The sequence below is a fragment of the Microvirga lupini genome (genome assembly GCF_014191055.1).
In the GTDB taxonomy this organism is placed as follows: Bacteria; Pseudomonadota; Alphaproteobacteria; order Rhizobiales; family Beijerinckiaceae; genus Microvirga; species Microvirga lupini_A.
The window spans coordinates 209,971-234,830 of the sequence record NZ_JACHWB010000001.1 but is presented as its reverse complement, the minus strand read 5'-3'; the positions used below and the strand labels follow the sequence as shown (position 1 = coordinate 234,830).

Sequence of the window (24,860 nt, the reverse complement as noted above, 5' to 3'; positions counted from 1 at the left end):
CAGCCTGCTGATTTCTCAGCGCTTTTTACCCTTCATTAAGCCTGAGGGCCGATCCTGCACCCTTGTTCTCCAGGACTGGCCCGACCTGCGACCCATGCGTCGCCATCCTGGATCTGTTGCGTATTCCTAAGGGTGAGAGTGATGGCGACGAAGCGGCAAGGCCCGATGGGATTGTTCAGGGGAGCCTCCCGGTCGCCGCGCAAGAGCCAGGCTGCGGCCTCCCGCTCGTCCGTCACCAGCGTTCTCTATGCCTGGGACATGATGACGGACACCCTGACCTGGGGACCCGGCGCCGCCGAAATCCTTGGGCTTTCGCCGAGGGACCTGCCGAAGACCGGCCAGGCCTTTGCGCAGATGGTCGAGCCGGGCTGCGGCCTCGCCCGCCAGGATGCCATCGTGGCCTCAGAGGCCTCCAACCACGCCTATGAGACCCGCTACGCCCTCCGGCTCGAGCCCGACCGGGTCGTGATGGTGGAGGATGCCGGCCGCTGGCTGCCGGATCTCCACGGGCGCCCCGCTTTCACCCGAGGTCAGATCCGCGTCGATCCCGCCGCCGGGTCTCGGGATCTCCTGCCGGCGCTGCTGAGGGAGCGCTCGGCGCTTCTCTGCGGCATTCAGGATGTCATCAACGAGGCTGTCCGCGTGTCCCAGACCTGCACCCTCATCGTCGGTGCGTTCGACCGGGACGAAGCTGACGAGATGGCGGAGATCGCCCGCCGGATCCGCCCGATGATGCGCCGCCATGACCTCTTCGCGGCCCTTGGCCCGAACCGTTTCGCGCTCGCTCTCACTTGCTGCCCGGCGGCGGACGCTGCGGGCGCCATGAAGCGCCTGTCCGGGTTCCTTCAGGATCATCCGGCCGGATCGTCGCTACGCCTGGGGGCCGCCTGCGCGCCGGACCACACCTTCAAGGCCACCAAGCTGCTGCGCTTTGCCGAGCAGGCTCTGACGGCTGCCATGGACCGGAATGAGGTCTCGGCTCTCTACAAGCATCGCTCCGCCAAGACGTCGCCCATTGCCGAACGTGCGCCGTTCGACTGGGTCGCCGCGCTCAACGATCGCAACCTAGTCCTGGCCTGCCGACCCATGGTGGATGCTCAGACCCGTACCCCGATGCTGACCCACGTCTGCGCCTCCATGGCCGGAGCCAATGGGCGCATCACTCCCCTTGGCCCGGTGCCCGGACTGCAGGAGGCGAATCTTCCCCTGCTCGTCGACGGACGCGTGCTGGAACTGGCCGCCGATCACCTGGTCCGGAATCCGGATCAGCGCCTGTCGCTGCCGGTCTCGTCAAAGACCCTTCAGGATACAGAATGGCTGCCGATGCTGGCGGCGCATCTGGGCGCCCGCCCCGGCATCGAGGGGCGGCTTGTTCTCGAAATTCCCGAGATCGCCCTCGTGGAGTGCCGGCGCAATCTCGGCCGGCTCCATGCGATGAAGGCCCTCGGCGTCGGGATCGCGCTTACGGGCTATGGAGCAGGCTATGTGCCGCCGGCCCAGTTGCGGGTGCTGCCGATCGATCTGCTCAAGATCGACGGCGTGTTCATCCAGCCGCTCAAGCGCTCCACGGACGACCGGCTCCATGTGCGTACCCTCATCGACCGGGCCCAGCACATGGGTATCGCCACCGCGGCCGAATGGGTCGACGACGAGGCCACCGCCCGGCTGCTCGCCGCCTGGGGCGTGGATTACCTGCAGGGCGGCTTGTTCGGGGAGCCTGAGGCGGTCGTGCAGCGATCCCCGCTGCAGCAGATGCTGAAGAAGGCGCGGGGCTGAGCCGTCAGGTCACTTGCTCGCCAGCTTGTCGAGCTTGGCCTGCATGTCGGCCATCTGCTGCTTCAAGGAGTTGAGCTCATCGGGCCCTTCCCCCTTGGGAGCGGACTTGGACTCGGGCGCACCCCCGTTTGCCTGCGGGAAGGGCGAGAACATGCGCATGGCCTCGCTGAAGAAGCCCATGTTCTTGCGCACCTGCTCCTCCATGGCCTGGAAGGCCGAGGGGCCGAAGGCCTGCGCCATCTGCTCGCGGAGCTTCTGCTGCTCCTGGGAGAGGTTGTTCATGGAGAATTCGAGGTAGCTCGGCACCAGGGCCTGCATGCTGTCGCCGTAGAAGCGGATCAGCTGGCGCAGCACCGTGACGGGAAGGAGGTTCGGCCCCTCCTTGTTCTCCTGCTCGAAGATGATCTGGGCCAGCACCGAGCGGGTGATCTCCTCGCCGGATTTCGCATCGTAGACCACGAAGTCCTCGCCCTTGCGCACCATGCCGGCCAGATCTTCCAGCGTCACGTAGGTCGAGGTGCCTGTGTGATAGAGGCGGCGGTTGGCATATTTCTTGATGACCGTCGGTTGTTTGTCCGTCGCCATGTTGTCCCGATACGCTCCTGGGATATCCACCGGGCCCGGCACCCCTCAGGATGTGAGCCTTCATTGATTATAGGCCTTATAACAGAGGTGCAAAGCGCCAAAAGTCTAAGGCTTCTTGAGACCGGGTTGGATGATCCTATCCTTGACATCCCACCCTCTGGGGCTTTCATCGAGCAGGCACTACATAGATTCCAGCCACACGGATCAGCATAGGAGAGAGGCATGGCCCGAGACAGCATCGTCATCGTCGGAGCGGCGCGCACCCCCGTCGGCTCGTTCAACGGAGCCTTCGCCAACACCCCGGCCCATGATCTCGGCGCCATCGCCATCAAGGCGGCTCTCGAGCGCGCCAAGGTCGATGGCGCGGAAGTGGACGAGGTGATCCTCGGCCAGATCCTGAGCGCCGGCCAGGGCCAGAACCCGGCCCGTCAGGCCGCCATGGCCGCTGGCGTACCGCAGGAGAAGACCGCCTGGGGCCTCAACCAGCTCTGCGGCTCGGGCCTGCGCACGGTGGCCATCGGCATGCAGCAGATCGCCAATGGCGATGCCAGCATCATCGTGGCGGGCGGCCAGGAATCCATGTCGCTGGCTCCCCACGCGGCCCATATGCGCTCCGGCACCAAGATGGGCGACTTCAAGCTCGTAGACACGATGCTCAAAGACGGCCTGATGGATGCCTTCAACGGCTACCACATGGGCAACACCGCCGAGAACGTGGCTCAGCGCTGGCAGCTCACCCGCGAGGAGCAGGACCAGTTCGCCACCAGTTCCCAGAACAAGGCCGAAGCCGCCCAGAAGGAAGGCCGCTTCAAGGACGAGATCGCTCCCGTCACCATCGCGTCGCGCAAGGGCGACATCGTGGTGGATCAGGACGAGTACATCCGCGCCGGCACCACGGTCGATGCGCTCGGCAAGCTGCGGCCCGCCTTCTCGAAGGACGGCACGGTTACGGCCGGCAACGCCTCGGGCATCAATGACGGCGCCGCCGCTCTCGTGCTGATGACGGAAGCCGAGGCCCAGAAGCGCGGCCTCACCCCGCTTGCCCGCATCGCCTCCTGGGCGACCGCCGGCGTCGACCCGGCCATCATGGGCACGGGCCCGATCCCCTCCTCCCGCAAGGCGCTGGAGAAGGCAGGCTGGAAGGTGCAGGATCTCGAACTCGTCGAGGCCAACGAGGCCTTCGCCGCGCAGGCGCTCGCGGTCAACAAGGACATGGGCTGGGATCCGTCGATCGTGAACGTGAATGGTGGCGCGATCGCCATCGGGCATCCCATCGGTGCATCGGGCGCCCGCGTGCTCGTGACCCTGCTGCACGAGATGGGTCGTCGCAACGCCAAGAAGGGCCTCGCCACCCTGTGCATCGGCGGCGGCATGGGCGTCGCCATGTGCCTTGAGCGGTAAGTGTCTCGTCGAAGCTCGGTAGAGGAAATTATGGAGCTTCTCCCTTCCACGTTCTGCCACATATCGTAAGCTATGTTGTGAGGCGGCCTGAATCGGGCCGCCCACAATGAATGGATCCTTGAGAGATCCGCAGAACGGTCCTGGGAAGGAAACAGCATGACGCGCGTTGCATTGGTCACCGGTGGCACTCGCGGCATCGGTGCCGCGATCTCAACAGCTCTCAAGCAGGCAGGCTACAAAGTTGCTGCGAATTACGGCGGCAACGATGAAGCCGCCAACCAGTTCAAGGGCGAGACCGGCATTCCGGTCTTCAAGTTCGACGTGTCGGATGCAGCGGCCTGTGAGGCCGGGATCAAGGCGGTCGAAGCGGAACTCGGACCGATCGATATTCTCGTGAACAATGCGGGCATCACCCGCGACGGCATGTTCCACAAGATGACCTTCGATCAGTGGTCGGCCGTCATCCGCACCAATCTCGATTCCATGTTCACCTGCACGCGGCCCGTCATCGACGGCATGCGTTCGCGCAATTTCGGCCGCATCATCATCATCTCGTCCATCAACGGCCAGAAGGGCCAGATGGGGCAGGCGAACTATTCGGCCGCCAAGGCCGGCGTGATCGGCTTCGCCAAGGCGCTGGCGCAGGAGAACGCCAACAAGGGCGTTACCGTCAACGTGATCGCACCAGGCTACATCGCGACTGAGATGGTCAAGGCCGTGCCCGAAGAGGTTCTGAAATCGAAGATCCTGCCGCTGATTCCGGTGGGCCGTCTCGGCGAGGCGGAGGAGATCGCCCGCACCGTGCTCTTCCTGGCCGGAGACGATGCCGGTTTCATCACAGGCTCGACCCTGTCGGTGAACGGCGGCCAGTACATGGCCTGATCGGGAAGCGTCATCCCGGACGCGGCTTCGAGCCGCGATCCGGGATCGCACACAGAAAAGGGGGGCTTTTCTCGTCAGCCGATCCCGGTTCTTCGCTTCGCTTCGACCGGGATGACATGCTAGGTGGCGGTCATCATGACGACTCGCACCGCCACCACCATCGGCCTCACGGCTATCCTGCTCTGGTCCATGCTCGCCCTGTTCACGGCGGCAACGGGCACCATTCCACCATTCCAGCTCAATGCCATGACGTTTCTGGTCGGTGGGCTGGTAGGCGTAGCGAGCTGGATCGCACGACCCCAGGGGCTTAAGGCGCTCCGCCAGAAGCCGATCGTCTGGGCCTTAGGGATTGGCGGCCTGTTCGGCTATCACGCCCTCTACTTCGCAGCACTCCGCTGGGCACCCCCGGCCGAGTCGGGGCTGATCAATTATTTGTGGCCGCTCCTGATCGTACTCTTCTCCTCATTCCTTCCCGGTGAGCATCTGCGGCGGGCGCATCTCGTCGGAGCGCTGCTGGGCTTTGCCGGCGTGATCGTGCTGATCGCCGGCCGCGGCGCTTTTGACGCGCGGGCGGAGTACATGCCCGGCTACCTCTGCGCCTTCGTGGCCGCCTTCGTGTGGGCCGGCTATTCGGTGCTCTCCCGCCGCTTCGGCCAGGTGCCGACGGACGCGGTGGCGGGCTTCTGCCTCGCGACCTCGCTGCTCAGCCTCGTCTGCCACCTGATCTTCGAGACCACCGTGTGGCCTGCGACGACAACGCAATGGCTCGCCGTTCTGGCGCTCGGCCTCGGTCCGGTGGGTGCAGCCTTCTATGTCTGGGACATCGGCATGAAGCAGGGCGACATCCGCTTTCTCGGCGTCGCATCCTATGCGACGCCGGTGCTCTCGACCCTGCTGCTGGTGGTGGCCGGTTATGCGGCGCTGACCCTCTCGCTCACCCTGGCCTGCGGCCTCATCGTGGCCGGCGCCCTGGTCGCAACGCTCACGCCGAAGAAGAGCGCCCCGGCATGACCCGGTGGGTGTAGCGATAGGCAGTTCCGAACCCGAGCGCCTCGTAGAGTGAACGGGCGATCTCGTTCTCCTCGCGCACCTGGAGATAGGCCGTGTGTGCCCCCTCCCCGCAGCCCCAGGCCATGAGGCTCGACACCACGCGACGGCCTAAACCGATGCCGCGCAGGTCCGGTGCCACCACGATGTCGTAGAGACCGACATAACCCCGCTCCACCACGCCGAGACCCCAGGCCACAGGCCTGTCGTCGAGGCTGAGCGTGGCGAAGGCTGCCTTCTGGCGGATGCGCGAGACGATTTTCATCAGGGTCTCGTCGTCGGCCTTGTCGCCACCATAGGATCCCGCGGCCTCGCGCACCCAGCGTTTGGAGACCTGCGGCTCGAGAACAACCTCGGGATCGCGCTCGCAATCCTCGCCGCTGATAGACGCGGTGAGAACATGGGTCGCCTCGATGTCCTTGAAGCCGCGCAGCTTCAGCCGCTCGTCGACATCAGGGGCCTCCACACCGTTGAGGCGGAAGGTCGGACGCACATTGGCCTCGACGAAGCGGGCGACCATGTAGTCGATGAGCTCGTCGTCGAGGGTTGCACCGGGCACGAACGGCGTCGCGGAATTGGCGCGCTTCGAATAGCCGTCGGCAAGCCGCAGGATCCAGCCGTCATAGGTCTGGTAATCGAACGAAGGCCAGGCGTTCAGGAGGCGGCTCTCAAGTCCGATGATGAGGCTGTGGTCGTTCATGAGATTGTCCGCTCCTGCAGGGCTGCCCCGCATCAGAACCGGTTCTTCCATTCGCGCAAGGCTTGGAACACCTCCACCGGACCGGCTCCCTGCTTATCAACGGATTTCGCGAGCTCCGGCTCCCCGGCACGCAGGAAAGGATTGGTCGCCTTCTCCTGACCGATCGTCGACGGCACCAGGAAGCGTCCTTCCGCCTTGGCGTCCTCTGCCTCCTTGGCCCGCGCCTTCAGTGCCGCATTATCCGGATCAGCCGCCAACGCGAAACGGGCATTCGAGAGCGTATAGTCGTGCCCGCAATAGACCCGCGCCTCATCCGGCAGGGCGGCCAAGCGCTGCAGCGAGTGCCAGAAACCGGCATAGGTGCCCTCGAACATCCGCCCGCATCCGAGGGTGAACAGGGTATCACCCGCAAACAATGCGCGATCCGCCGCGAACCAGTAGGACACGTGATCGGCGCAATGGCCCGGCGTCTCCCACACATGCGCCTGCAGGCCGCCCACATGCACCGTGTCGCCCTCGCGCACATAGGCATCGGCATGAGGCACCGCCTCGCGGGCCTTCACGGGCGCAACCACCCGGCAGCCGGTGCGGCGCTTCAGGCCGTCGACCCCCTGCACATGATCCCCATGGCGGTGCGTGACGAGGATGTCGGTGAGCTGCCAGCCTTTCTCGGCCAAGGCGGCCAGGATTGGACCCTCGTCAGGCGCGTCGATAGCCGCGCAGGCACCCGTGTTGGGATCGTGAATCAGAACACCGATATTGTCCTGCAGGCAGAGAAAGGCGTGGATCTGGGCTGACATCGAGGAACCTTGTCTTGATGTGCTCTGAGCTATCATGGGACAGTCGGCCCGTGAAACCAGACCCTGAACTCTCGATTGCCAGTGTCGGACAAGCCCGAAGGGCAGCCTGTTGAGGTCATGAGCATCGACATCACCGATCTGCGCGGCTTCTACGCCAGCCCCCTCGGGGCCGTAACGCGCCGCTTCGTGGGCCGGGCCATCACCCGGTTCTGGGGCCCGCTGACGGGGCTGCGCGTGCTCGGCCTTGGCTATGCGCCGCCTTACCTCTCGGCCGTGAAGGGCGAGAGCGAGCGCACGCTCGCCTTCATGCCGGCAAACCAGGGCGTGGTGAACTGGCCGAGCACTGGAGCCTCCGCATCGGCCCTCGTCGATCCGCTGATGATGCCTCTGCCCGATTCTTCCATCGACCGGGTTCTCGTGGTCCATGCCCTGGAAACGGTGGAGAGCCCGAGCGAGCTCCTGCACGAGATCTGGCGCATCCTCACTCCGGGCGGGCGGATCATCCTCGTAGCGCCCAACCGGCGCGGCCTCTGGGCCCGGATGGACACCACGCCGTTTGGCTATGGCCAGCCCTACAGCCGCTCGCAGCTCAAAAGCCTCATGCGCCAAACCTGGTTCTCGCCGGAAGGCTGGGCCGAGACCCTCTATGTGCCTCCCCTGCGCAACCGCTTCCTGCTCCAGACAGCCCAGGCCTGGGAACAGGTCGGCGCCGGCTTCTCCCTGCCCTTTGCCGGCCTCCATATCGTCGAGGCCACGAAGCAGCTCTACCGGCCGGGCGCCGTGCGGGCTGTGCAGCGCTCACGCCGCTTCTCCCCCGTCTTTGTTCCGGCTCCCGCCTCGCATCTAGGCTGATTGTCCTTGATTCCGCCGCGTTTTACGGGACTAAGACGGGGCTCAACTTGACTTGGGCTGCCTGAAACGCCAGTGTCCGCCCCGCTTCGGCAGGGCTATCGGGCCACGCCGGTCTTCTTTTCCCATAGAGTCTGATGCGCAGTTATCTCGATTTCGAAAAGCCCGTCGCCGAGCTGGAAGCCAAGGTCGAGGAGCTTCGGGCGCTCGGTGAGAACCGGGACGCCGTCTCCATTGCCGACGACATCTCCCGCCTCGAGGTCAAGGCGGCCGATGCCCTGAAGGATCTGTACGGCCGGCTCACGCCTTGGCAGAAGACCCTTGTGGCGCGCCATCCTCAGCGGCCGCATTTTGTCGATTACTGCGCCGGGCTCATCACCGAGTTCACTCCGCTCGCCGGCGATCGCAAGTTCGCCGAGGACGAGGCGATCGTGGGCGGTTTCGGGCGTTTCCGCGGCCAGCCGGTCTGCGTGATGGGCCAGGAGAAGGGCCACAACACCGAGACCCGCATCCGGCACAATTTCGGCATGGCCCGCCCTGAGGGCTACCGCAAGGCCGTGCGCCTGATGGAGATGGCGGACCGCTTCGGCCTGCCGGTGATCTCCTTCGTCGACACCGCCGGTGCCTATCCGGGCATCGAGGCCGAGGAGCGTGGGCAGGCCGAGGCCATCGCCCGCTCGACGGAGATGCAGCTTTCGCTCGGCGTTCCTAATGTCTCCTTGGTGATCGGCGAGGGCGGCTCGGGCGGCGCGATCGCGATCGCCACCGCCAACAAGGTGCTGATGCTGGAGCACGCCATCTACAGCGTGATCTCGCCGGAAGGCGCGGCCTCGATCCTGTGGCGCGACGCGGCCCGGGCGCAGGACGCGGCCACCAACATGAAGATCACGGCCCAGGACCTCCTGCGGCTCGGCATCATCGACGGCATCGTGACGGAGCCGGTGGGCGGCGCCCACCGCGACCCTCAGGCCACCATCGAGGCCGCCGGCAACGCCATCGAGGAAGCCCTGCACGATCTGGGCAACATGGGACCGGCCGAAATCCGCGACCACAGGGCCGACAAGTTCCTCGCCATCGGCCGCAAGCTCTGATCCGGCAGGACCGACCCCTACCTCCAAAGAGAGCGCTGCTCCCCAAAGAGGCCGGTCCCAAAGCCGTCAAAGGCGAACTTTTTACCTTCCGTTTACCACGACTCCATCACGGCTCCGCTTGCAGTAAGGGCCGGTTAAGGCTAACGATCTAGGGGTAAAGGGGAACTGACCGGCACAGACGCCGGGCAGATCAACAATTGCGGGGTCCCCATGATGAAGCGTATCGCATTGGCCGCGAGCCTGGTGCTCGCGCTTGCTGCCTGCCAGGACGATAATCTCTCCCGTGGCTCCACGCGCCACCTTGTGCCGATTCCGTCCGCCACCATGGCGTTGATGTCGACCAAGGGCATGTCCAAGGAAGACCCGATCCTGATCCGGGCCTACAAGAAGGAATCGGAGCTGGAGATCTGGAAGCGCGGCTCTAACGGGAAGTACGCGCTCCTCAAGACCTATCCGGTCTGCCGCTGGTCGGGCCAGCTCGGCCCCAAGAACCGCGAGGGCGACCGCCAGGTGCCGGAAGGCTTCTACACGGTCACCCCGGCGCAGATGAACCCCAACTCGAATTTCTACCTCTCGTTCGACACCGGCTATCCGAACGCGTTCGACCGGTCGCTCGGCCGCAACGGCGGCGACATCATGGTCCATGGCTCGTGCTCGTCGCGCGGCTGCTTCGCCATGACCGACCAGAACGTAGCCGAGATCTACGCCATCGCCCGCGAGGCGCTGGGCGCAGGCCAGCGGGGCTTCCAGTTCCAGTCCTATCCGTTCCGGATGACGGCCGAGAACCTGGCCAAGCACCGCCTCGACCCGAACATCGCCTTCTGGAAGAACCTGAAGGAAGGCGCCGATGCCTTCGAGGTCACGAAGGACGAGGTCCGGGTCGCCGTCGGCCGCGGTCGCTATGAGTTCAATCTCGATCCCAACGCCGCCGCCGCCGTTGCGCAGAGGCGTGTCCAGGATGAGCAGGAAGTGGCCGAACTGGTCGCCAAGGGCGAGAAGCCGATCAAGCTCGTCTACCACGATGGCGACACGCACGAATCCTTCCGCACGGCGCTGGCCAATGCCACGGGCGTGTCCGACACCAAGCTCGGCTACGTGAGCCGCACCGAGGGCATCTCCTCCGGCCCGCGGGTGGTCGCTCTCAACGATGCCGGCAAGGAAGCCCCGGAAGCGCCGCCGACCGCGCTGGCCTTCGCGTCCATGCGGGAAGTTCCCGTCCCGCAGGCGGAAACCCGGATGGCCGTGACCCAGCAGACGGCTCCAGTGGCGGCTGCCGCAGCAGCTCCCGCCACCGAGGAGACCCCGTTCTACAAGAAGATGTTCGGCGGCGTGGCCGACCTGTTCAGCACCTCGTCGCGGCCTGTGGCTGAGACGGTTCAGGTGGCCCCCGTCGGACCAGCGGCCAAGACGTCTCCCACCGTAAAGCCCATGCCGCAGAAACGGGCCCAGGCTCCGACCAAGGTCAACGTGGCCGCTGCAAATTGAGCGGCACTCGCAACACGCTCTCAAAAGCCCGCCTCCCCGGCGGGCTTTTTCGTGTGCAGCGCCAGGCTCAACGGCTTGGCACGGAGACTCTTCCAACCAGCCCGTCCCGTCGATTTTAATGCTGGCAGGATGGCGATTCGGACTTAGGGTCAGCAATTCGGCAGCATTGTCGCGCCTCGACCATGGCAGAATGCCTGCGATCGGCCTAATGAGACCGAGCTGAGCACGGTCGCAGGCCCAACACCTCGATCCTCATTTGCGGCAAGGCCAAGATCCGATCTGTCCGTTCCAGAGGGAGGCATCCATGCATTGCCTTTCGCGCCGGTTGTTCTGTGGTGTTCTTGTCTTGGTCTGCACCGCAACCGGCCCAGTGAGCGCCGTTCCAGAGAGCTTTGATCGCTACGCGGGCTCCTTCTCCGGCACTGGAACCATCGTGGAAGGTCCGGAGGCAAACTCCCATCAGGTCCGCTGCCGCTTCACGATCCTGCAACAAGGGGAAACCAGCCTGTCACTTGAAGGCACGTGCTGGGCCTATCTGATCATCGCGAGATCAGTCAGTGCCCACCTGTCCTGGGATTCCGGGTCGGGCCAGGTCACCGGCACCTACACGGGGTCTCGGGTTGGGACGGCCCAACTCAGAGGCCGGCAGGTGGGGGCGGATTTCGATCTTGCGATCGAGTGGCCAAGGCCCCTTTACGGTGACAGGACGGCCCAGATGCGCGTTGCAAGCCTCGACCCGAACCGCTTTCGAATCGTCGTCACAGATCGCATCGGTGTGAATGGCCCTGTCCGGGCGACGACGGATCTGACGCTGCTTCGGAGCTAGCGCATCGTGCGGACCCGGTTTTCACTGACGTAGCCCTCCGGGTTTGCACGATGCGCCAGCTTAGAGGATGAGCAGCGGACAACAAAAAGCCCGGCAACGGCGGCCGGGCTTTTCCTCTGTCGCCGATTCAGGTCCCATCACCCGAAAAGGGCATCGATGGCATCCTGGGAGGTGCGGTTCGGGTCGCCGTCCAGGGCCGGCCCGTTCAGGAGAGCCTCGTCCCCCTCCCGCTCCGGCATTTGGAAGGCTTCCACGTCGTTGAAGCTTTCCAGGCCGCCCCAGATCTGCGCCATCTGGGTCACGCGCTCCTCGATGAACTTCATGGAGCCGACGACCTTGCTGATGCGCTGGCCGGTAATGTCCTGGAAGTTGCAGGCCTCGAAGATCGTGATGACCCGGTCAGAGATCTGCCGCGCCATCTCGGCATCGGGGCCGGACAGGCGGGAGGCCAGTGCGCCGGTGATCTCGTCGATCTCCTCGGCGGCCGCCAGGATGCTGTTGGTGGCAGCCTCCGTGCCGGACACCACGGCGCCGAGCTCGTCGGTGACGCTGGTCACCTGCCCGCCCGGGCTGTGGGAGTGAAGGGTCGCGATCTCACGCTTGGTGCGCTGGATCGACTCCGTGATGGCGTCGAGCTCCTCCTTGAGGTTAAGCGCCTCGCGCAGGTCGGTCCGGATCTGGTCCAGAAGGGCCTTGGAGGCCCCGCTGCTCGGCTCAAGAGCCGCGTGGATGGCCGCCATGCCGCGCATGATCTCGGCATGCCGACGGGCCGCGATGCTCTCGCGGGACTGGGCCAGGAGATCCAGGCTCAAAGGGTCAAAGGAAACAGGCGGTGGAAGGCGCATGGCGACTACTCACCCAGCACGGCGGCGATCTTCGAGCGCAGGGTATCGGCGTTGAAGGGCTTGACGATGTAGTTGTTGACGCCGGCCTGCTTGGCCGCCACCACGTTCTCGGTCTTGGCCTCGGCGGTGATCATGATGAACGGCAGGCTGCCCAGCTCCGCGTCAGCCCGCACCTGCTGCAGAAGCTCGAAGCCGGTCATGGGCGCCATATTCCAGTCGGAGATCACCAGCCCGTACTTCTTCTCCTTGAGCTTGCCCAGAGCCTCCGAGCCGTCCTTCGCCTCGTCGACGTCGTTGAAGCCGATCTGCTTCAGAAGGTTGCGGATAATGCGCAGCATCGTCTGGTAGTCGTCAACGATGAGCACCGGAAGAGACGTGTTCAATGCCATGATGGTTCGGCCTGCAAAGTGAGAAAGGAAATGTGAGAAGGACCTGTGACGGACGCTTTTCAAAAAGGTTGTTCGGTCCCTGCCTTATTGCCCACGTTGCTTGCCTCAAGCTGGCGTCACGCAGCAAAAAAGCCCGGCTGAGGGGCCGGGCTTCGGAGTTCGATCGGATGACGTTTGGCCTTCAGTGCCGCAGACCCGGCGCCTCCTGGCCGGTGCGCTCCACATATTCGGTGTAGCCGCCGCCATATTGATGAACGCCCTCCGGGGTGATTTCCAGGAGGCGGTTGGACAGGGCGGCCAGGAAGTGGCGGTCGTGCGAGACGAAGAGCATGGTGCCCTCGTATTTCGACAGCGCGTCGATCAGCATTTCCTTGGTGGCGATGTCCAGATGGTTCGTGGGCTCATCGAGAACCAGGAAGTTCGGCGGATCGTAGAGCATCTTGGCCATCACGAGACGCGCCTTCTCGCCGCCCGAGAGCACGCGACACTTCTTTTCCGCATCGTCCCCTGAGAAGCCGAAGCAGCCGGCAAGCGTGCGCAGAGACCCCTGCCCGGCTTGCGGGAAGGAATCCTCCAGAAACTCGAACACCGTGCGATCGCCCTCCAGCACCTCCATGGCGTGCTGGGCGAAGTAGCCCATCTTGACGCTCGCGCCGACCGTTACCGATCCCTCGTCGGGAGCTGTGGCACCCGCTACCAGCTTCAGAAGCGTCGACTTGCCGGCGCCATTGACGCCCATGACGCACCAGCGCTCCTTCCGGCGCACCCCGAAGTCGAAGCCCTCATAGATGCTGCGGCTGCCATAGCGCTTGTGCACGTTCTTGAGGCTGACCACGTCGTCGCCCGAACGCGGCGCGGGCAGGAAGTCGAACGCCACCGATTGCCGGCGCTTGGGCGGCTCCACCCGGTCGATCTTCTCCAGCTTCTTGACCCGGCTCTGCACCTGCGCGGCATGGGAGGCACGCGCCTTGAAGCGCTCGATGAACTTGATTTCCTTCGCGAGCATCGCCTGCTGGCGCTCGAACTGCGCCTGCTGCTGCTGCTCGTTCAACGCACGCTGCTGCTCGTAGAACTCGTAATTGCCCGAATAGGTGGTGAGGGAGCCGCCGTCGATCTCCATGATCTTGTTGACGATGCGGTTCATGAAGGCGCGGTCGTGTGAGGTCATGAGCAGCGCGCCGTCATAACCCTTCAGGAACTCCTCCAGCCAGATCAGGCTCTCGAGATCGAGATGGTTGCTCGGCTCGTCGAGGAGCATCACGTCGGGGCGCATCAGAAGAATGCGCCCCAGGGCCACGCGCATCTTCCAGCCGCCGGACAATCCTCCGACGTCGCCGTCCATCATCTCCTGGGAAAAACCTAACCCCGCCAGAACCTCGCGCGCCCGGCCCTCGAGCGAATAGCCGTCGAGCTCCTCGTAGCGCGCCTGCACCTCGCCATAGCGCTCGATGATCTTGTCGAGCTCGTCCGCCCTGTCTGGATCCACCATGGCGGCCTCGAGGTCGCGCAGTTCCGCCGCCACAGCACTCACGGGGCCGGCACCCTCCATCACTTCGGCCACGGCGCTGCGGCCCGCCATCTCGCCCACGTCCTGGCTGAAGTATCCGATGGTGATGCCGCGATCGACGGAGATCTGGCCCTCGTCCGGCTGCTCCTCCTTGGTGACCATGCGAAAGAGCGTCGTCTTTCCCGCACCGTTGGGGCCGACGAGGCCGATCTTCTCGCCCTTTTGAAGGGTGCCAGATGCCTCGATGAAGAGGATCCGGTGGCTGCTCTGCTTGCTGACGTTCTCGATTCGAATCATGATCTTTGGGGATTGGAGGAGGAGTTGCGGCGGCCTTATGGCACGGGTTCACCGTCGAGACGAGCGTTTCGGCTCGGGCAAAATGTCAGGGCAGCCGATGGCGCGGAGCCGGCACTTCGGCGGAATAGCCGGCGTTACCTCTCATTCTCAATAGTTCTTTCACCGCGAAGCCGACATTCTGGCACTGGGGCAGGGAGGGTTATCATGCAAAGAACGGTTATTGCCGCACTCGGCGTGCTGATCGCCAGCGGTCTTGCGGTCCTCGCCCAGTCAAGCGATCCGATCACCCAGCGCCAGAACCTGATGAAGAACAATCAGGAGCAGATGCGGGCCTTGACCGGCATGGCCCGGGGACAAGCCCCGTTCAATGCTGCAACGGCCCAGGCGGCTTTCCAGCGGCTCGAGCAGAATGCCAGCCAGATTCCTCCGCTGTTCCCGGCTGGTTCCACCCAGGGCAAGACGGCCGCTCTCCCCACGATCTGGGAGCGCAAGGCCGATTTCGACGCCCATGCGGCCAAGCTCCAGCAGGATGCGAGGGCGGCTCAGAGCGCGGTGACCGACCAGACCAGCCTGCAGGCCGCCATTCAGCGGGTCGGGCAGAACTGCGGCGGATGCCATGAAACCTATCGCCGGAAAGACACGTGATGAAGCATTTGGGGGTCTGAGGAGAACAGACCCTTCATCAGGGGGAGATCGCGATGCGATATCCCAAGGCTCCATGGCTCGTCCCCATCGCGGCGATGGGGCTTCTCACCTGTGTGTCTGCCTGGCACCGTGCTCCGGTCGAAGTTGACCTGGCTCTGGTCCTTGCCGTCGATGTCTCCACCTCCATGGATCCGGGTGAGCAGCATCTGCAAAGGCAGGGCTACGTGGAGGCGTTCCGCTCGCCGATGATTCACCAGGCAATCCATGGCGGCTTGGTCGGGCGCATTGCCGTCGCATATGTGGAATGGGCCGGGGCCCATCCGCGCTTCCAGAATGTCGTCGTGTCCTGGACCATCCTGGAAAGTCCCGAGGACAGTCTCTCGTTCGCTGACCAGCTGGCCCGCGCGCCCATTTACCGGGTGGCCGGCACTTCGATTTCGGAAGCTATCGACTTCAGCCTTGCTCTCATGGGGTCCAGCCATGTCCTGGCCGCGCGGCGCGTGATTGATATTTCGGGAGACGGCTCAAACAACCAGGGACCCCTGATCACGGAGATGCGCGACAAGGCAATCGCCCACGGCGTGACCATCAACGGCCTCCCCATCATGCTTCGAGACCCGGAGCGACGGGAGAATGCCACCCTGGACGCGTATTACCGCGATTGCGTGATCGGAGGCGCCAACGCGTTCATGATCCCCGTCAGGGAGCGCAGCCAATTCCTGACGGAAACCCGAGCCAAGATCGCTCGGGAAATCGCAGGTGGTCCGGAGCCCGGCTGGCCGGTGCAGACCGCGCGAACCGTGCCTCTCACGGATTGCGACACCAGCGAGAGCCTGTGGGACGATCCGGGACTGGAGCCTCATGCCTTTCCGAGGCACGAGGTCGGGAAAGACCTTTAAAGCATCAGACGTGAATTCGAACTCACGTTCGATGCTGTAGATCACCGTCTCAGCAAAAAGCCCGGCACAGCGGCCGGGCTTTTCCTGTCCAGAACGTCAATTCTTGCGTTTAAGCCACGAATTGTCCGTGGCAGTGCTTGAACTTCTTGCCTGAACCGCAGGGGCAAGGCTCGTTGCGGCTGACACGGCCCCAGGTGGAGGGGTCGTTCGGATCGCGCGACGGGGTCGGCTCGGTGGCTGCAGCGGCCGCGAAGCCAAGCGCCGGACCGGCCCCGAGGGCACCACCCTGGGCCAGGTCGAACTCGTTCTCACCGGTCGCCGGATCGAGGTGCTGGGCGAACATGGGCGGCAGCTGCTGCGGCTCAGGCTGTTGGAACACCACTTGGATGCGCATGAGCTGGCCCGTAACCTGCTCGCGCAGGTGGCCGATCAAGCCGTTGAACAGCTCGAAGGCCTCGGATTTGTACTCGTTGAGCGGATCGCGCTGGGCGAGCCCGCGCCAGCCGATGACCTGGCGCAGGTGGTCGAGGGTCACGAGATGCTCGCGCCAGAGATGGTCGAGGCTCTGAAGCAGAACCTGCTTCTCCACGTAGTTCATGACCTCGGACGAGTTCGCCTCGATGCGCTGGGCGTAAGCCTCGTCGGCCGCCTTGGTGATGCGCTCGCGGATCTCGTCGTCCGCGATGCCCTCTTCCTTGGCCCACTCATCGACCGGCAGGTCGAGATTGAGGAAGTTGAGGACGTTTGCCTTCAGGCCTTCCACATCCCACTGCTCCGCATAGGCGTTCTCGGGGATGGCGCGGGCGACGATGTCCTCGATCACGCCGTGGCGCATGTCGTCGATGGTCTCGCGCACGCTCTCCTGTGCCATGAACTCCTTGCGCTGCTCGAACACGACCTTGCGCTGGTCGTTCATGACGTTGTCGTATTTCAGGATGTTCTTGCGGATGTCGAAGTTGCGCGCCTCGACCTTCGCCTGCGCCCGCTCGATGGCCTTGTTGATCCACGGATGGATGATGGCCTCGCCTTCCTTCAGGCCCAGCTTCTGCAGCATGCCGTCCATGCGGTCGGAGCCGAAGATGCGCATCAGGTCGTCCTGGAGCGACAGGTAGAACTTGGAGCGGCCCGGATCGCCCTGGCGGCCGGAGCGGCCGCGCAGCTGATTGTCGATGCGCCGCGACTCATGACGCTCTGTGCCGAGCACGTAGAGACCGCCTGCGGCGAGCGCCTTCTCCTTGAAGGACGCCACCTCGTCGAGGATTTCCTTCTCGCGGCGGGTGCGCTCCTCGCCCTCAACGCCGGCGAGCTCGCGCTCGATGCGCATCTTGGCGTTACCACCGAGCTGAATGTCAGTACCGCGACCGGCCATATTCGTGGCAATCGTGATCGCACCCGGCACGCCGGCCTGGGCGACGATGAAGGCCTCCTGCTCGTGGAAGCGGGCGTTCAGCACGGCGAAATGCTTGGTGCCGCGTCCGGCCCGGGCGTCCCGATAGAGGGGCTCGAGCGCCTGCGGATCCTCGAAGTTGATGAGCTTATAGCCCTCCTTGATGAGCATCTCGGCCAGATGCTCGGACTTTTCGATGGAGGTCGTGCCCACCAGGATCGGCTGCCCCTTGGCGGATGCGGCCTCGATGTCGCGGATCACGGCCTTGTAGCGCTCCTCGAACGTCCGGTAGACCTCGTCGTCGTCGTCGATACGGGCGACGGGACGGTTGGTCGGGATCTCGACCACTTCGAGGTTGTAGATCTCCAGGAACTCGTCGGCTTCGGTGGCGGCCGTACCGGTCATGCCGCCGAGCTTGTCGTAGAGGCGGAAATAGTTCTGGAACGTGATGGAGGCGAGCGTCTGGTTCTCGGGCTGGACCTGGACCTTTTCCTTGGCCTCAAGCGCCTGGTGCAGGCCTTCCGAGTAGCGCCGGCCCTGCATCATGCGGCCGGTGAACTCGTCGATGATGACGACCTCGCCGTTGCGAACGATGTAATCCTTGTCGCGCTGGAACAGGGTATGGGCGCGCAGCGCCTGGTTCATGTGGTGGACCAGGGTGGCGTTCTGGGCGTCGTAGAGGTCGCCCTCCTTGAGGAGGCCTATCTCCCGCAGCAGCTCCTCGATCTTCTCGGTGCCTGCCTCGGTGAGCGCCACGGAGCGCTGCTTCTCGTCGAGTTCGTAATCGCTCTTGTCGAGACGCGGGATCACCACGTCGATGGCGTTGTAGAGGTCGGAGCGGTCATCGAGCGGGCCGGAGATGATGAGCGGCGTGCGGGCCTCGTCGACGAGGATCGAGTCCACCTCGTCCACGATGGCGAAGTTGTGGCCCCTTTGGACCATCTGCGCCATCTCGTACTTCATGTTGTCGCGCAGATAGTCGAAGCCGTATTCGTTGTTGGTGCCGTAGGTGATGTCGGCCGCATAGGCCTGGGCGCGCTCCGCATCGTCGAGCCCATGGACGATCACGCCGACGGACAGACCCAGGAAGCGGTAGATCTGGCCCATCCACTCCGAGTCGCGGCGGGCGAGGTAGTCGTTCACCGTCACCACGTGGACGCCCTTGCCAGCGAGCGCATTCAGGTAAACCGGGAGCGTCGCCACCAGGGTCTTGCCCTCGCCGGTGCGCATTTCGGCAATCGACCCTTCATGGAGCACCATGCCGCCGATAAGCTGGACGTCGAAGTGGCGCTGGCCCAGCGTCCGCTTGGCCGCCTCGCGGACCGTGGCGAAGGCTGGCACCAGGATATCGTCCAGGGTTTGGCCGGCCGCGAGCTGGGCCTTAAAGTCCTCCGTGCGGGCGCGCAGCTGCTCGTCGGACAGGGCCTCCAGCTCGGCCTCCATCGCGTTGATGGCCGCAATCTTGGGCCGGTAGGACTTCAGCCGGCGATCATTGACCGAGCCAAAGATTTTCTTCGCGAGAGAACCGAACATCGGGAGCCTTCGAAAATTCCGTAAAGGGATAAGGGGCGTTTGGGCCGCCTTATAGACCTAATCATGCCAGATTGCATCTTAAAGGCCGTGCCTGAATGGCGCAGCCTCAAGGGGTGCCCGGAGAGGCGTTCAAGACCCCGCGAGCGGCGATGCTGTGACATAAATATGCCATCACTTGCAAACGTAAACACATTCGGCCATCTGATCGTCGCTGTCCGTGGGCGATCACGCTCACCAGAGGAAACACGAATGAATCGCTCACTCAACGTCCGGAAGAGCCTTCTGACCCTCGGCGCCGCCCTGCCGCTCCTGGCCGGCGCTGCCTTCGCCCAGACCCCGCCCACCCCTGCGGCCCCTGCTACGTCCCCGGCGACCGTTCCGGCCGTCGATCCCGCCAAGGTGGTGGCCCGCGTCAACGGCGTCGAGATCACAGAAGGCGACCTCGCCATCGCGGCCGAGGACTCGGCTCTCCAGATGCCCAACGTGCCCGATGAGCAGAAGCGCGAGCTTCTCACCGGCTACATGATCGACCTGAAGCTCGGGGCCAAGGCGGCCGAGGCCGCCAAGGTCGGCAGCGGCGCCGAATTTGCCCGCAAGCTCGCCTATAATCGGGACAAGACGCTTCTCGACGAGTACCTGGATCAGGAAGCCAAGAAGGCCGTGACCCCCGAGGCCGCCCGCAAGCTTTATGACGAGACCGTCAAGAACGTGCCGGCCGAGCAGGAGGTCCGCGCCCGTCATATCCTGGTGGAGAATGAGGACGAGGCCAAGAAGATCGCCACCCGTGTGAAGGGCGGCGAGGACTTCGCCAAGGTGGCCGGCGAGGTCTCGAAGGACCCGGGCTCCAAGACCGATGGCGGCGACCTCGGCTTCTTCACCAAGGACCGCATGGTCGAGCCATTCGCCGAGGCTGCCTTCAAGATGGAGGCCGGCCAGATCTCCGATCCCGTGAAGAGCCAGTTCGGCTGGCACGTGATCAAAGTCGAGGAGAAGCGCAACAAGCCAGCTCCGACCTTCGAGGAGACCAAGGACCAGGTGGAAGCCTATCTCGCCCGCAAGGCCCAGCAGGACCTGATCCTCGGCCTGCGCAAGAACGCCAAGGTCGAGCGCCTGGACGACAAGGGCAACCTCGTCGAGCAGAAGCAGCCGTAAGGTTCTCAGCTTCGGAAAGGTTCAGGGCGGCCCTTGGGGCCGCCCTTTTTGCTTTGGGGTGTTATTCCCGATCGCGTCTTCCCTCCCCTTGAAGGGAGGGAATTGTCGTCACTTGTTCGTCCGGCCCATCCGGTTCGGATCGACGCCACCCTCGCGGTTGGTCTGGTTCTCGACATCGCCCTGGAAAGTGGAGCCGCCGTCGAGATCGCGCGGGTCCTCGCCGGCCATGGTGGAGCCTTTCGAGCGGCCGATGCCCGGATCGACCGCAAGGTCGCTGCGGGGACGGTCCTGGGGTTGGGTCTTGGGGTGCTTGCCTGTCACAGGAGGCCTCCATCGTTCTCAAGACCGGGTCAACGGCAGGGGCGAGGCGTCGTTCCGCCTTGTGACAGTGACGTTCGATGCAGCTTTGACTTGACAAAAAGCCTTAAAAAACCACAGGTCGCGGCTCGCAACGTCGTATCCCAACGCCTCCTGTCGAGTTCGTCCATGTCCAAAACCGTGTCTCCGCTCGCGCCCACGTCGTTCCCGACGCTTCCCGCCCTCGAAGGCGTCAGGATCGCGACGGCAGAGGCCGGCATCCGATACAAGAACCGGACGGACGTGCTCTACGTGACGCTGCCGAAGGATACGGCCGTGGCAGGTGTCTTCACCCGGTCCAAGTGCCCCTCGGCCCCGGTCGATTGGTGCCGCAAGAATTTGGCCAAGGGTACGGCGCGGGCCCTGGTGGTGAACTCAGGGAACGCCAATGCCTTCACGGGCAAGAAGGGTGCCGAGGCGGTGAAGCTCACCGCCGACATCGCCGCCGAGGCGGCAGGCTGCCGGGCGTCGCAGGTCTTCATCGCCTCGACCGGCGTCATCGGCGAGCCGCTCGATGCCAGCAAGTTTCAGGGGGTGCTTAGCGCCTGCGAGAAGAAGGCCAAGCCCACCGGATGGACCGATGCGGCCAAGGCCATCATGACCACCGACACCTTCCCGAAGGTGGCGACCCGCACGGCGAAAATCGGTGGCGTCGAGGTGACCATCAACGGCATCGCCAAGGGTGCCGGCATGATCGCCCCCGACATGGCCACTATGCTGTCCTTCGTGTTCACCGACGCGCCCATCGCTGCTCCCACGCTCCAGGCCTTGCTGAAGAAGGGCGCCGACAAGAGCTTCAACTGCGTGACCGTGGACAGCGACACCTCTACGTCCGACACGCTGCTCTTCTTCGCCACGGGCACGGCCGCCGCCAAGGGAGCGCCGGCGATCTCGCTGCCGAGCGACCGGCGCCTCAAGGAGTTCCGTGCCGCGCTGGAAAGCCTTCTGTGCGACCTCGCCCAGCAGGTCGCCCGCGACGGCGAGGGCGCGCGCAAGTTCGTCACCGTGAAGGTAACCGGCGCCACGGGCGCCACCTCGGCCAAACGCATCGCCATGGCGATTGCCAATTCGCCCCTGGTGAAGACCGCGGTGGCCGGCGAGGACGCCAATTGGGGCCGCGTGGTCATGGCGGTGGGCAAAGCCGGCGAACCGGCCGAGCGGGACAAGCTCGCGATCTGGTTCGGCGATATCCGCGTCGCCGTGAAGGGCGCCCGCGATCCGGAATACGACGAGGCAAAGACCTCTGCCTACATGAAGGGGGACGAGATCACGATCCGCGTGGATCTCGGCCTCGGCCGCGGCGAAGCCACTGCTTGGACCTGCGATCTCACCAAAGCCTATGTGGAGATCAACGGCGACTACCGGAGCTGACGGAAAGCGAGAACGGGATGAAGGCGGCCCGGGTGGAAGCATAGAGGCCAACCGGGCCGCCTTATCTTGCGGATCAGTCGGAATTGCGATCCGTGCTGATGATCGGGGCCTCCGTGCCGCTCGTCGTGCCACCGCCGACCGTAGCGCCGCCGCCCAGCGCAGCCCCGCTGAGGCCGGGGCCGCCTGTAGCGGTACCGCCGGCACTGCCGGTCACATCGGCATTGCCGCCGAAGGCGCCTCCACTCAGAGCAGATCCGCCAATGGCCTCACCGCCAGCGGTGCCACCTACGGAAGCGGTGCCGCCCGTGGCGTTGCCGCTCGTGGCAGCGCCCCCCGTCGCAGTACCGCCCCCGGTGCCGCCGACCGTGCCGGAACCGCCCGTGGCATTGCCGCTGGTCGCGTTTCCACCCGTGGCCGAGCCGCCGCCCGTTCCTCCCCCTCCTCCGACGGAGGCATTGCCGCCCGTGGCGCTGCCGCTGGTCGCATTCCCACCGGTCGCGGAGCCGCCCGAGCCTCCTGTGGATGCGGTGCCGCCCGTGGCATCGCCACTGGTCCCGCTTCCGCCAGTTGCCGTTCCACCTGCGCCACCGACCGCGGCGCTGCCGCCCGTGGCATTGCCGCTGGTGGCGTCACCGCCTCTGGCGGAGCCGCCCGCCTGTGCCAAGGCGGCGGTCGATGTGCCGGCGAGGAAAGCGGTAATCAACACATATCGTGCGAGCTTCGGAAAGTTCATAGCTTCTCTCCTTCAGGCAAAGACCGTAGGAATTCCGACGGCCTGTAGCTTTCGGATGTGAATATTACCCCTGTTTTTGAACATTTCCCGCACTTTAGGGAAGTATTAGACGGCGATTACTTTCCGTCAGCCGCAAAAACTATGTCATACCCTCCAAATTAACAACCAAAAATTAATAATTATTATTGCCAAGGTAAGTAATTCCGCAGCTGCGCTGGTTTCAAGCAGGCATTTTCAAGAGGTCGCTCGGATCGGAATGGGTAACAACGAAGGGTGAGAGGCTATCCGCCTTAGTTTCTGGCTGCCCTGCCAAGCCCCGGCTAGATTCAAGCGCGACCGTGTCCGGGAGCCTTGCGATGCCGGCAGAAGCCCTTCCGAAATCCCGCATTGCGCTTGTCTGCGCACTGAGCCTTCTGGCTGTCGCCTGCAATACGATGACCGTTCGCGAGAGCGTTCTGTCCACCAACCAGCGCGTCGCGATGGTGTCCAATCCCGGCGACGGCGTGACCCCGCCGACCAATGTCGTCTTGTTCGAGAGCCGCCCCGGCCGCTATGAGCCGGTTGCAGCGGGCTTCGCGCAGGCTCCCGTAACGGCCTTTGTCGATCAGGCTGGCGCAGGCATTGCGCTGGGCATCGGAGCCCACGGCACCCGCACGAAGGTGAACGTGCAAGGCACGTCGTCCGCTCAATCCGCCGGAGGGTCGGCTACGGGTGGCACTGGAACGGGCGGATCGGTGACGCTGCCTTAAGGTCCGTTATGGAACGACTGTGATCTTTCGCTTCACGGTCAACCGCATAGGGCCGCCGTATCGTCCCTGCCCGATGAAAGTATAGGCAAATTCGTCCGTTCCCTGGTAACCAGGCTTAGCGAGGTAATAGGGCTTGAAGTTTTCGACTCCTGCCCTGCCGAATTTAGGCTTCTGCGTGATCACAGTCTCAGTGAGCGCACCTGGAATGCCGTCGATGCCGAAAAGGCAGCCTGATCCGGCTTTGACCGTCATCGGCCCTTCGATCTCAGCCATCTCTCCAGTAAAATAGACGGGTGGCGCTGAGCAGTTCTGGGCATGCGCGGCGGATGCCGAAGCCAAGCCGCCGAGCGCAGATATTGCTAGCGTACAGATCAATCTCTTCATCGGATTCTTCCTTCAGTTTATGAAATAAAATTATATCGCATAATTTATCGGTTTGAGGAATCAAATCCGACGAGGAAGATCTGCCGAGCAGCGTGCATCGCCTGTGCCTCGGCGCATGTGAAGTGGTCTGACCAAGCGCAAAATCCGGCCCAGAGCCCCCTGCATCCGCTTGAAGAGAACCAGCGGCAAAGATGCCGGTAGAGGTATGCCGGGTGAGGCCGACGCCCACTTTCACTCGATGATCGGATCAGGGCAGGACTTCGACCTTGATGTTGACCGTCCGGACGGCCTTGTTGCCATAGCGGTCCATGCTGTCGCGGCTGTAGGTGAACTCGTCGGCACCGGTGTAGCCTTTCTTCGGGCTGTAGACGACGTTATAGCCGTTGATCACAACCGCGCCGCGCTTGGGCTGCTTCAGGATCTTCGCATCCGTGAAGCCGCCGGTTGAAACCCCCATCCGAACAGTGCATTGCTTGCCTGCTCTGACCATCATCCTGCCTTCAGCAATCTGGTTATCGGCAGTCTGGAAGCGAGGAACTTCGCAATCCTTCGTCTGCGCGTGAGCGCTCGCCGTCAGGAGAACGAGCAGACCGACAGCCGTTAGAGATACATGACGCATAGAAGCCCCTTAAGGTTTTATGATTATACTCTGCCTGGATAAATTCCTGGCAGTGGCTTGTTACCTAAGGGAAACTTTCTCGCCAGACCGTCAAAGCACTTGTTCAGCCTATTTCTTCCTTAACGTTACCGGAAGCCCCGTGCCCCCTCTCAAGCTCACCCTCGTCGTCGCCGTCGCCCTGATCGACACGGACAACCGCATCCTTCTCGCGCAGCGGCCGGAAGGAAAGCAGCTCGCTGGTCTTTGGGAGTTTCCCGGCGGCAAGGTGGAACCGGGCGAAAGGCCGGAGGAGACCCTGATCCGGGAATTGCGCGAGGAACTCGGGATCACCGTGAAGGAACCCTGCCTCGCGCCGCTGACCTTCGCGAGCTACCCATACGAGACCTTCCACCTGCTCATGCCGCTCTACATCTGCCGCCGCTGGGACGGCTTCGTGCAGCCGCTCGAAGGGCAGGCACTGAAATGGGTCAGGCCGCAGGAGTTGCGCTCCTATCCGATGCCGCCGGCCGACGAGCCGCTGATTCCCTTCCTCGTCGATCTCCTGGTCTGAG

26 protein-coding genes are annotated in these 24,860 nt (G+C 64.1%); 14 read left to right on the top strand and 12 right to left on the bottom strand.

Going from position 1 to position 24,860, the window contains the following annotated elements; genetic code table 11:
• The first annotated feature begins 141 nt into the window (after positions 1-141).
• A complete protein-coding gene (locus FHR70_RS01075; protein ID WP_183446239.1) occupies positions 142-1,776 on the top strand; it encodes an EAL domain-containing protein in 1,635 nt (544 codons plus the stop codon).
• Between the two features lie 9 nt (positions 1,777-1,785).
• Here FHR70_RS01075 and phaR read toward each other — a convergent pair whose 3' ends face one another.
• Complete coding sequence (phaR, locus tag FHR70_RS01070) at positions 1,786-2,361, bottom strand: polyhydroxyalkanoate synthesis repressor PhaR (RefSeq protein WP_183446238.1); 576 nt, start codon at positions 2,359-2,361, stop codon at positions 1,786-1,788.
• 222 nt (positions 2,362-2,583) lie between these two features.
• On the opposite strand from phaR, the gene FHR70_RS01065 reads away from it, so the two are divergent.
• The 3 genes from FHR70_RS01065 (at position 2,584) to yddG (ending at position 5,655) form a co-directional block, all read left to right on the top strand.
• On the top strand, positions 2,584-3,762 hold the full coding sequence (locus tag FHR70_RS01065; protein WP_183446236.1) for an acetyl-CoA C-acetyltransferase: 1,179 nt from the start codon (positions 2,584-2,586) through the stop codon (positions 3,760-3,762).
• A 156-nt stretch (positions 3,763-3,918) separates the two neighbouring features.
• On the top strand, positions 3,919-4,644 hold the full coding sequence (gene phbB / locus FHR70_RS01060) for an acetoacetyl-CoA reductase (protein WP_183446234.1): 726 nt from the start codon (positions 3,919-3,921) through the stop codon (positions 4,642-4,644).
• 135 nt (positions 4,645-4,779) lie between these two features.
• A complete protein-coding gene (yddG, locus tag FHR70_RS01055; RefSeq protein WP_183446232.1) occupies positions 4,780-5,655 on the top strand; it encodes an aromatic amino acid exporter YddG in 876 nt (291 codons plus the stop codon).
• Here the strand turns inward: yddG and FHR70_RS01050 are convergent.
• Together FHR70_RS01050 and gloB are read right to left on the bottom strand one after the other, a co-directional pair.
• Positions 5,627-6,391, bottom strand: a complete 765-nt coding sequence (locus FHR70_RS01050) for a GNAT family N-acetyltransferase (protein ID WP_183446230.1) — start codon at positions 6,389-6,391, stop codon at positions 5,627-5,629. The genes yddG and FHR70_RS01050 overlap by 29 nt on opposite strands.
• A 32-nt stretch (positions 6,392-6,423) precedes the next feature.
• Positions 6,424-7,191, bottom strand: a complete 768-nt coding sequence (gene gloB / locus FHR70_RS01045; RefSeq protein WP_183446228.1) for a hydroxyacylglutathione hydrolase — start codon at positions 7,189-7,191, stop codon at positions 6,424-6,426.
• A 117-nt stretch (positions 7,192-7,308) separates the two neighbouring features.
• Between gloB and FHR70_RS01040 the strand changes: the two genes are divergently transcribed.
• From FHR70_RS01040 to FHR70_RS01025, 4 genes are all read left to right on the top strand, one after another.
• Positions 7,309-8,043, top strand: coding sequence for a class I SAM-dependent methyltransferase (locus FHR70_RS01040; RefSeq protein ID WP_183446226.1), 735 nt, complete (start codon positions 7,309-7,311; stop codon positions 8,041-8,043).
• 134 nt (positions 8,044-8,177) lie between these two features.
• A complete protein-coding gene (locus tag FHR70_RS01035; RefSeq protein WP_183446224.1) occupies positions 8,178-9,131 on the top strand; it encodes an acetyl-CoA carboxylase carboxyltransferase subunit alpha in 954 nt (317 codons plus the stop codon).
• 210 nt (positions 9,132-9,341) lie between these two features.
• Positions 9,342-10,616 carry a L,D-transpeptidase family protein gene (locus tag FHR70_RS01030; protein ID WP_183446222.1) on the top strand — a complete coding sequence of 425 codons (1,275 nt, stop codon included), beginning with the start codon at positions 9,342-9,344 and terminating at the stop codon, positions 10,614-10,616.
• A 304-nt stretch (positions 10,617-10,920) separates the two neighbouring features.
• Complete coding sequence (locus tag FHR70_RS01025; RefSeq protein WP_183446220.1) at positions 10,921-11,442, top strand: hypothetical protein; 522 nt, start codon at positions 10,921-10,923, stop codon at positions 11,440-11,442.
• A 137-nt stretch (positions 11,443-11,579) separates the two neighbouring features.
• On the opposite strand, the gene FHR70_RS01020 is transcribed toward FHR70_RS01025, so the two are convergent.
• The 3 genes from FHR70_RS01020 to FHR70_RS01010 form a co-directional block, all read right to left on the bottom strand.
• The gene (locus FHR70_RS01020; protein WP_183446218.1) at positions 11,580-12,287 is read right to left on the bottom strand and encodes a protein phosphatase CheZ; all 708 of its coding nucleotides are present in this window, start codon (positions 12,285-12,287) and stop codon (positions 11,580-11,582) included.
• 5 nt (positions 12,288-12,292) lie between these two features.
• The gene (locus FHR70_RS01015) at positions 12,293-12,676 is read right to left on the bottom strand and encodes a response regulator (RefSeq protein WP_036358554.1); all 384 of its coding nucleotides are present in this window, start codon (positions 12,674-12,676) and stop codon (positions 12,293-12,295) included.
• Positions 12,677-12,857: 181 nt separating this feature from the next.
• Positions 12,858-14,480 carry an ABC-F family ATP-binding cassette domain-containing protein gene (locus tag FHR70_RS01010; protein ID WP_183446217.1) on the bottom strand — a complete coding sequence of 541 codons (1,623 nt, stop codon included), beginning with the start codon at positions 14,478-14,480 and terminating at the stop codon, positions 12,858-12,860.
• 204 nt (positions 14,481-14,684) lie between these two features.
• Here FHR70_RS01010 and FHR70_RS01005 point away from each other — a divergent pair, with 204 nt between their 5' ends.
• Together FHR70_RS01005 and FHR70_RS01000 are read left to right on the top strand one after the other, a co-directional pair.
• Positions 14,685-15,125 (top strand): c-type cytochrome, encoded by a 441-nt coding sequence (locus tag FHR70_RS01005; protein WP_183446215.1) that lies wholly within the window; start codon positions 14,685-14,687, stop codon positions 15,123-15,125.
• Between the two features lie 53 nt (positions 15,126-15,178).
• Positions 15,179-16,024, top strand: coding sequence for a DUF1194 domain-containing protein (locus tag FHR70_RS01000; RefSeq protein WP_183446213.1), 846 nt, complete (start codon positions 15,179-15,181; stop codon positions 16,022-16,024).
• A gap of 109 nt (positions 16,025-16,133) precedes the next feature.
• Here the strand turns inward: FHR70_RS01000 and secA are convergent, their stop codons facing one another.
• Positions 16,134-18,944 carry a preprotein translocase subunit SecA gene (gene secA, locus FHR70_RS00995; protein WP_183446211.1) on the bottom strand — a complete coding sequence of 937 codons (2,811 nt, stop codon included), beginning with the start codon at positions 18,942-18,944 and terminating at the stop codon, positions 16,134-16,136.
• A 249-nt stretch (positions 18,945-19,193) separates the two neighbouring features.
• Here secA and FHR70_RS00990 point away from each other — a divergent pair, with 249 nt between their 5' ends.
• The gene (locus tag FHR70_RS00990) at positions 19,194-20,096 is read left to right on the top strand and encodes a peptidylprolyl isomerase (protein ID WP_183446209.1); all 903 of its coding nucleotides are present in this window, start codon (positions 19,194-19,196) and stop codon (positions 20,094-20,096) included.
• 108 nt (positions 20,097-20,204) lie between these two features.
• On the opposite strand, the gene FHR70_RS00985 is transcribed toward FHR70_RS00990, so the two are convergent.
• On the bottom strand, positions 20,205-20,417 hold the full coding sequence (locus FHR70_RS00985) for a hypothetical protein (protein WP_183446208.1): 213 nt from the start codon (positions 20,415-20,417) through the stop codon (positions 20,205-20,207).
• Positions 20,418-20,582: 165 nt separating this feature from the next.
• Between FHR70_RS00985 and argJ the strand changes: the two genes are divergently transcribed.
• Positions 20,583-21,824 (top strand): bifunctional glutamate N-acetyltransferase/amino-acid acetyltransferase ArgJ, encoded by a 1,242-nt coding sequence (argJ, locus tag FHR70_RS00980; protein WP_183446205.1) that lies wholly within the window; start codon positions 20,583-20,585, stop codon positions 21,822-21,824.
• Between the two features lie 73 nt (positions 21,825-21,897).
• On the opposite strand, the gene FHR70_RS00975 is transcribed toward argJ, so the two are convergent.
• Positions 21,898-22,557, bottom strand: coding sequence for a hypothetical protein (locus FHR70_RS00975; protein WP_183446204.1), 660 nt, complete (start codon positions 22,555-22,557; stop codon positions 21,898-21,900).
• 356 nt (positions 22,558-22,913) lie between these two features.
• Between FHR70_RS00975 and FHR70_RS00970 the strand changes: the two genes are divergently transcribed.
• Positions 22,914-23,306 (top strand): hypothetical protein, encoded by a 393-nt coding sequence (locus FHR70_RS00970; RefSeq protein WP_183446202.1) that lies wholly within the window; start codon positions 22,914-22,916, stop codon positions 23,304-23,306.
• A gap of 6 nt (positions 23,307-23,312) precedes the next feature.
• On the opposite strand, the gene FHR70_RS00965 is transcribed toward FHR70_RS00970, so the two are convergent.
• Genes FHR70_RS00965 through FHR70_RS00955 form a run of 3 tightly spaced genes read right to left on the bottom strand, consistent with a single transcriptional unit; the run spans position 23,313 to position 24,309 of the window.
• Positions 23,313-23,579 carry a hypothetical protein gene (locus FHR70_RS00965; RefSeq protein ID WP_183446200.1) on the bottom strand — a complete coding sequence of 89 codons (267 nt, stop codon included), beginning with the start codon at positions 23,577-23,579 and terminating at the stop codon, positions 23,313-23,315.
• Positions 23,572-23,925, bottom strand: a complete 354-nt coding sequence (locus FHR70_RS00960; protein WP_183446198.1) for a hypothetical protein — start codon at positions 23,923-23,925, stop codon at positions 23,572-23,574. Before FHR70_RS00960 ends, FHR70_RS00965 begins: the two co-directional genes overlap by 8 nt.
• A gap of 12 nt (positions 23,926-23,937) precedes the next feature.
• Positions 23,938-24,309 carry an Ig-like domain-containing protein gene (locus FHR70_RS00955; RefSeq protein ID WP_183446196.1) on the bottom strand — a complete coding sequence of 124 codons (372 nt, stop codon included), beginning with the start codon at positions 24,307-24,309 and terminating at the stop codon, positions 23,938-23,940.
• Positions 24,310-24,448: 139 nt separating this feature from the next.
• Here FHR70_RS00955 and mutT point away from each other — a divergent pair, with 139 nt between their 5' ends.
• A complete protein-coding gene (mutT, locus tag FHR70_RS00950) occupies positions 24,449-24,859 on the top strand; it encodes an 8-oxo-dGTP diphosphatase MutT (protein WP_183446194.1) in 411 nt (136 codons plus the stop codon).
• The last annotated feature ends 1 nt before the right edge of the window (position 24,860 follow it).

What these genes read in the sequence shown, in the direction of transcription:
- FHR70_RS01075 (WP_183446239.1), top strand. Translation starts at nt 142, where the DNA reads ATGGCGACGAAGCGGCAAGGCCCGATGGGATTGTTCAGGGGAGCCTCC.
- phaR (WP_183446238.1), bottom strand. Translation starts at nt 2,361, where the DNA reads ATGGCGACGGACAAACAACCGACGGTCATCAAGAAATATGCCAACCGC.
- FHR70_RS01065 (WP_183446236.1), top strand. Translation starts at nt 2,584, where the DNA reads ATGGCCCGAGACAGCATCGTCATCGTCGGAGCGGCGCGCACCCCCGTC.
- phbB (WP_183446234.1), top strand. Translation starts at nt 3,919, where the DNA reads ATGACGCGCGTTGCATTGGTCACCGGTGGCACTCGCGGCATCGGTGCC.
- yddG (WP_183446232.1), top strand. Translation starts at nt 4,780, where the DNA reads ATGACGACTCGCACCGCCACCACCATCGGCCTCACGGCTATCCTGCTC.
- FHR70_RS01050 (WP_183446230.1), bottom strand. Translation starts at nt 6,391, where the DNA reads ATGAACGACCACAGCCTCATCATCGGACTTGAGAGCCGCCTCCTGAAC.
- gloB (WP_183446228.1), bottom strand. Translation starts at nt 7,191, where the DNA reads ATGTCAGCCCAGATCCACGCCTTTCTCTGCCTGCAGGACAATATCGGT.
- FHR70_RS01040 (WP_183446226.1), top strand. Translation starts at nt 7,309, where the DNA reads ATGAGCATCGACATCACCGATCTGCGCGGCTTCTACGCCAGCCCCCTC.
- FHR70_RS01035 (WP_183446224.1), top strand. Translation starts at nt 8,178, where the DNA reads ATGCGCAGTTATCTCGATTTCGAAAAGCCCGTCGCCGAGCTGGAAGCC.
- FHR70_RS01030 (WP_183446222.1), top strand. Translation starts at nt 9,342, where the DNA reads ATGATGAAGCGTATCGCATTGGCCGCGAGCCTGGTGCTCGCGCTTGCT.
- FHR70_RS01025 (WP_183446220.1), top strand. Translation starts at nt 10,921, where the DNA reads ATGCATTGCCTTTCGCGCCGGTTGTTCTGTGGTGTTCTTGTCTTGGTC.
- FHR70_RS01020 (WP_183446218.1), bottom strand. Translation starts at nt 12,287, where the DNA reads ATGCGCCTTCCACCGCCTGTTTCCTTTGACCCTTTGAGCCTGGATCTC.
- FHR70_RS01015 (WP_036358554.1), bottom strand. Translation starts at nt 12,676, where the DNA reads ATGGCATTGAACACGTCTCTTCCGGTGCTCATCGTTGACGACTACCAG.
- FHR70_RS01010 (WP_183446217.1), bottom strand. Translation starts at nt 14,480, where the DNA reads ATGATTCGAATCGAGAACGTCAGCAAGCAGAGCAGCCACCGGATCCTC.
- FHR70_RS01005 (WP_183446215.1), top strand. Translation starts at nt 14,685, where the DNA reads ATGCAAAGAACGGTTATTGCCGCACTCGGCGTGCTGATCGCCAGCGGT.
- FHR70_RS01000 (WP_183446213.1), top strand. Translation starts at nt 15,179, where the DNA reads ATGCGATATCCCAAGGCTCCATGGCTCGTCCCCATCGCGGCGATGGGG.
- secA (WP_183446211.1), bottom strand. Translation starts at nt 18,944, where the DNA reads ATGTTCGGTTCTCTCGCGAAGAAAATCTTTGGCTCGGTCAATGATCGC.
- FHR70_RS00990 (WP_183446209.1), top strand. Translation starts at nt 19,194, where the DNA reads ATGAATCGCTCACTCAACGTCCGGAAGAGCCTTCTGACCCTCGGCGCC.
- argJ (WP_183446205.1), top strand. Translation starts at nt 20,583, where the DNA reads ATGTCCAAAACCGTGTCTCCGCTCGCGCCCACGTCGTTCCCGACGCTT.
- FHR70_RS00975 (WP_183446204.1), bottom strand. Translation starts at nt 22,557, where the DNA reads ATGAACTTTCCGAAGCTCGCACGATATGTGTTGATTACCGCTTTCCTC.
- FHR70_RS00970 (WP_183446202.1), top strand. Translation starts at nt 22,914, where the DNA reads ATGCCGGCAGAAGCCCTTCCGAAATCCCGCATTGCGCTTGTCTGCGCA.
- FHR70_RS00965 (WP_183446200.1), bottom strand. Translation starts at nt 23,579, where the DNA reads ATGGCTGAGATCGAAGGGCCGATGACGGTCAAAGCCGGATCAGGCTGC.
- FHR70_RS00955 (WP_183446196.1), bottom strand. Translation starts at nt 24,309, where the DNA reads ATGCGTCATGTATCTCTAACGGCTGTCGGTCTGCTCGTTCTCCTGACG.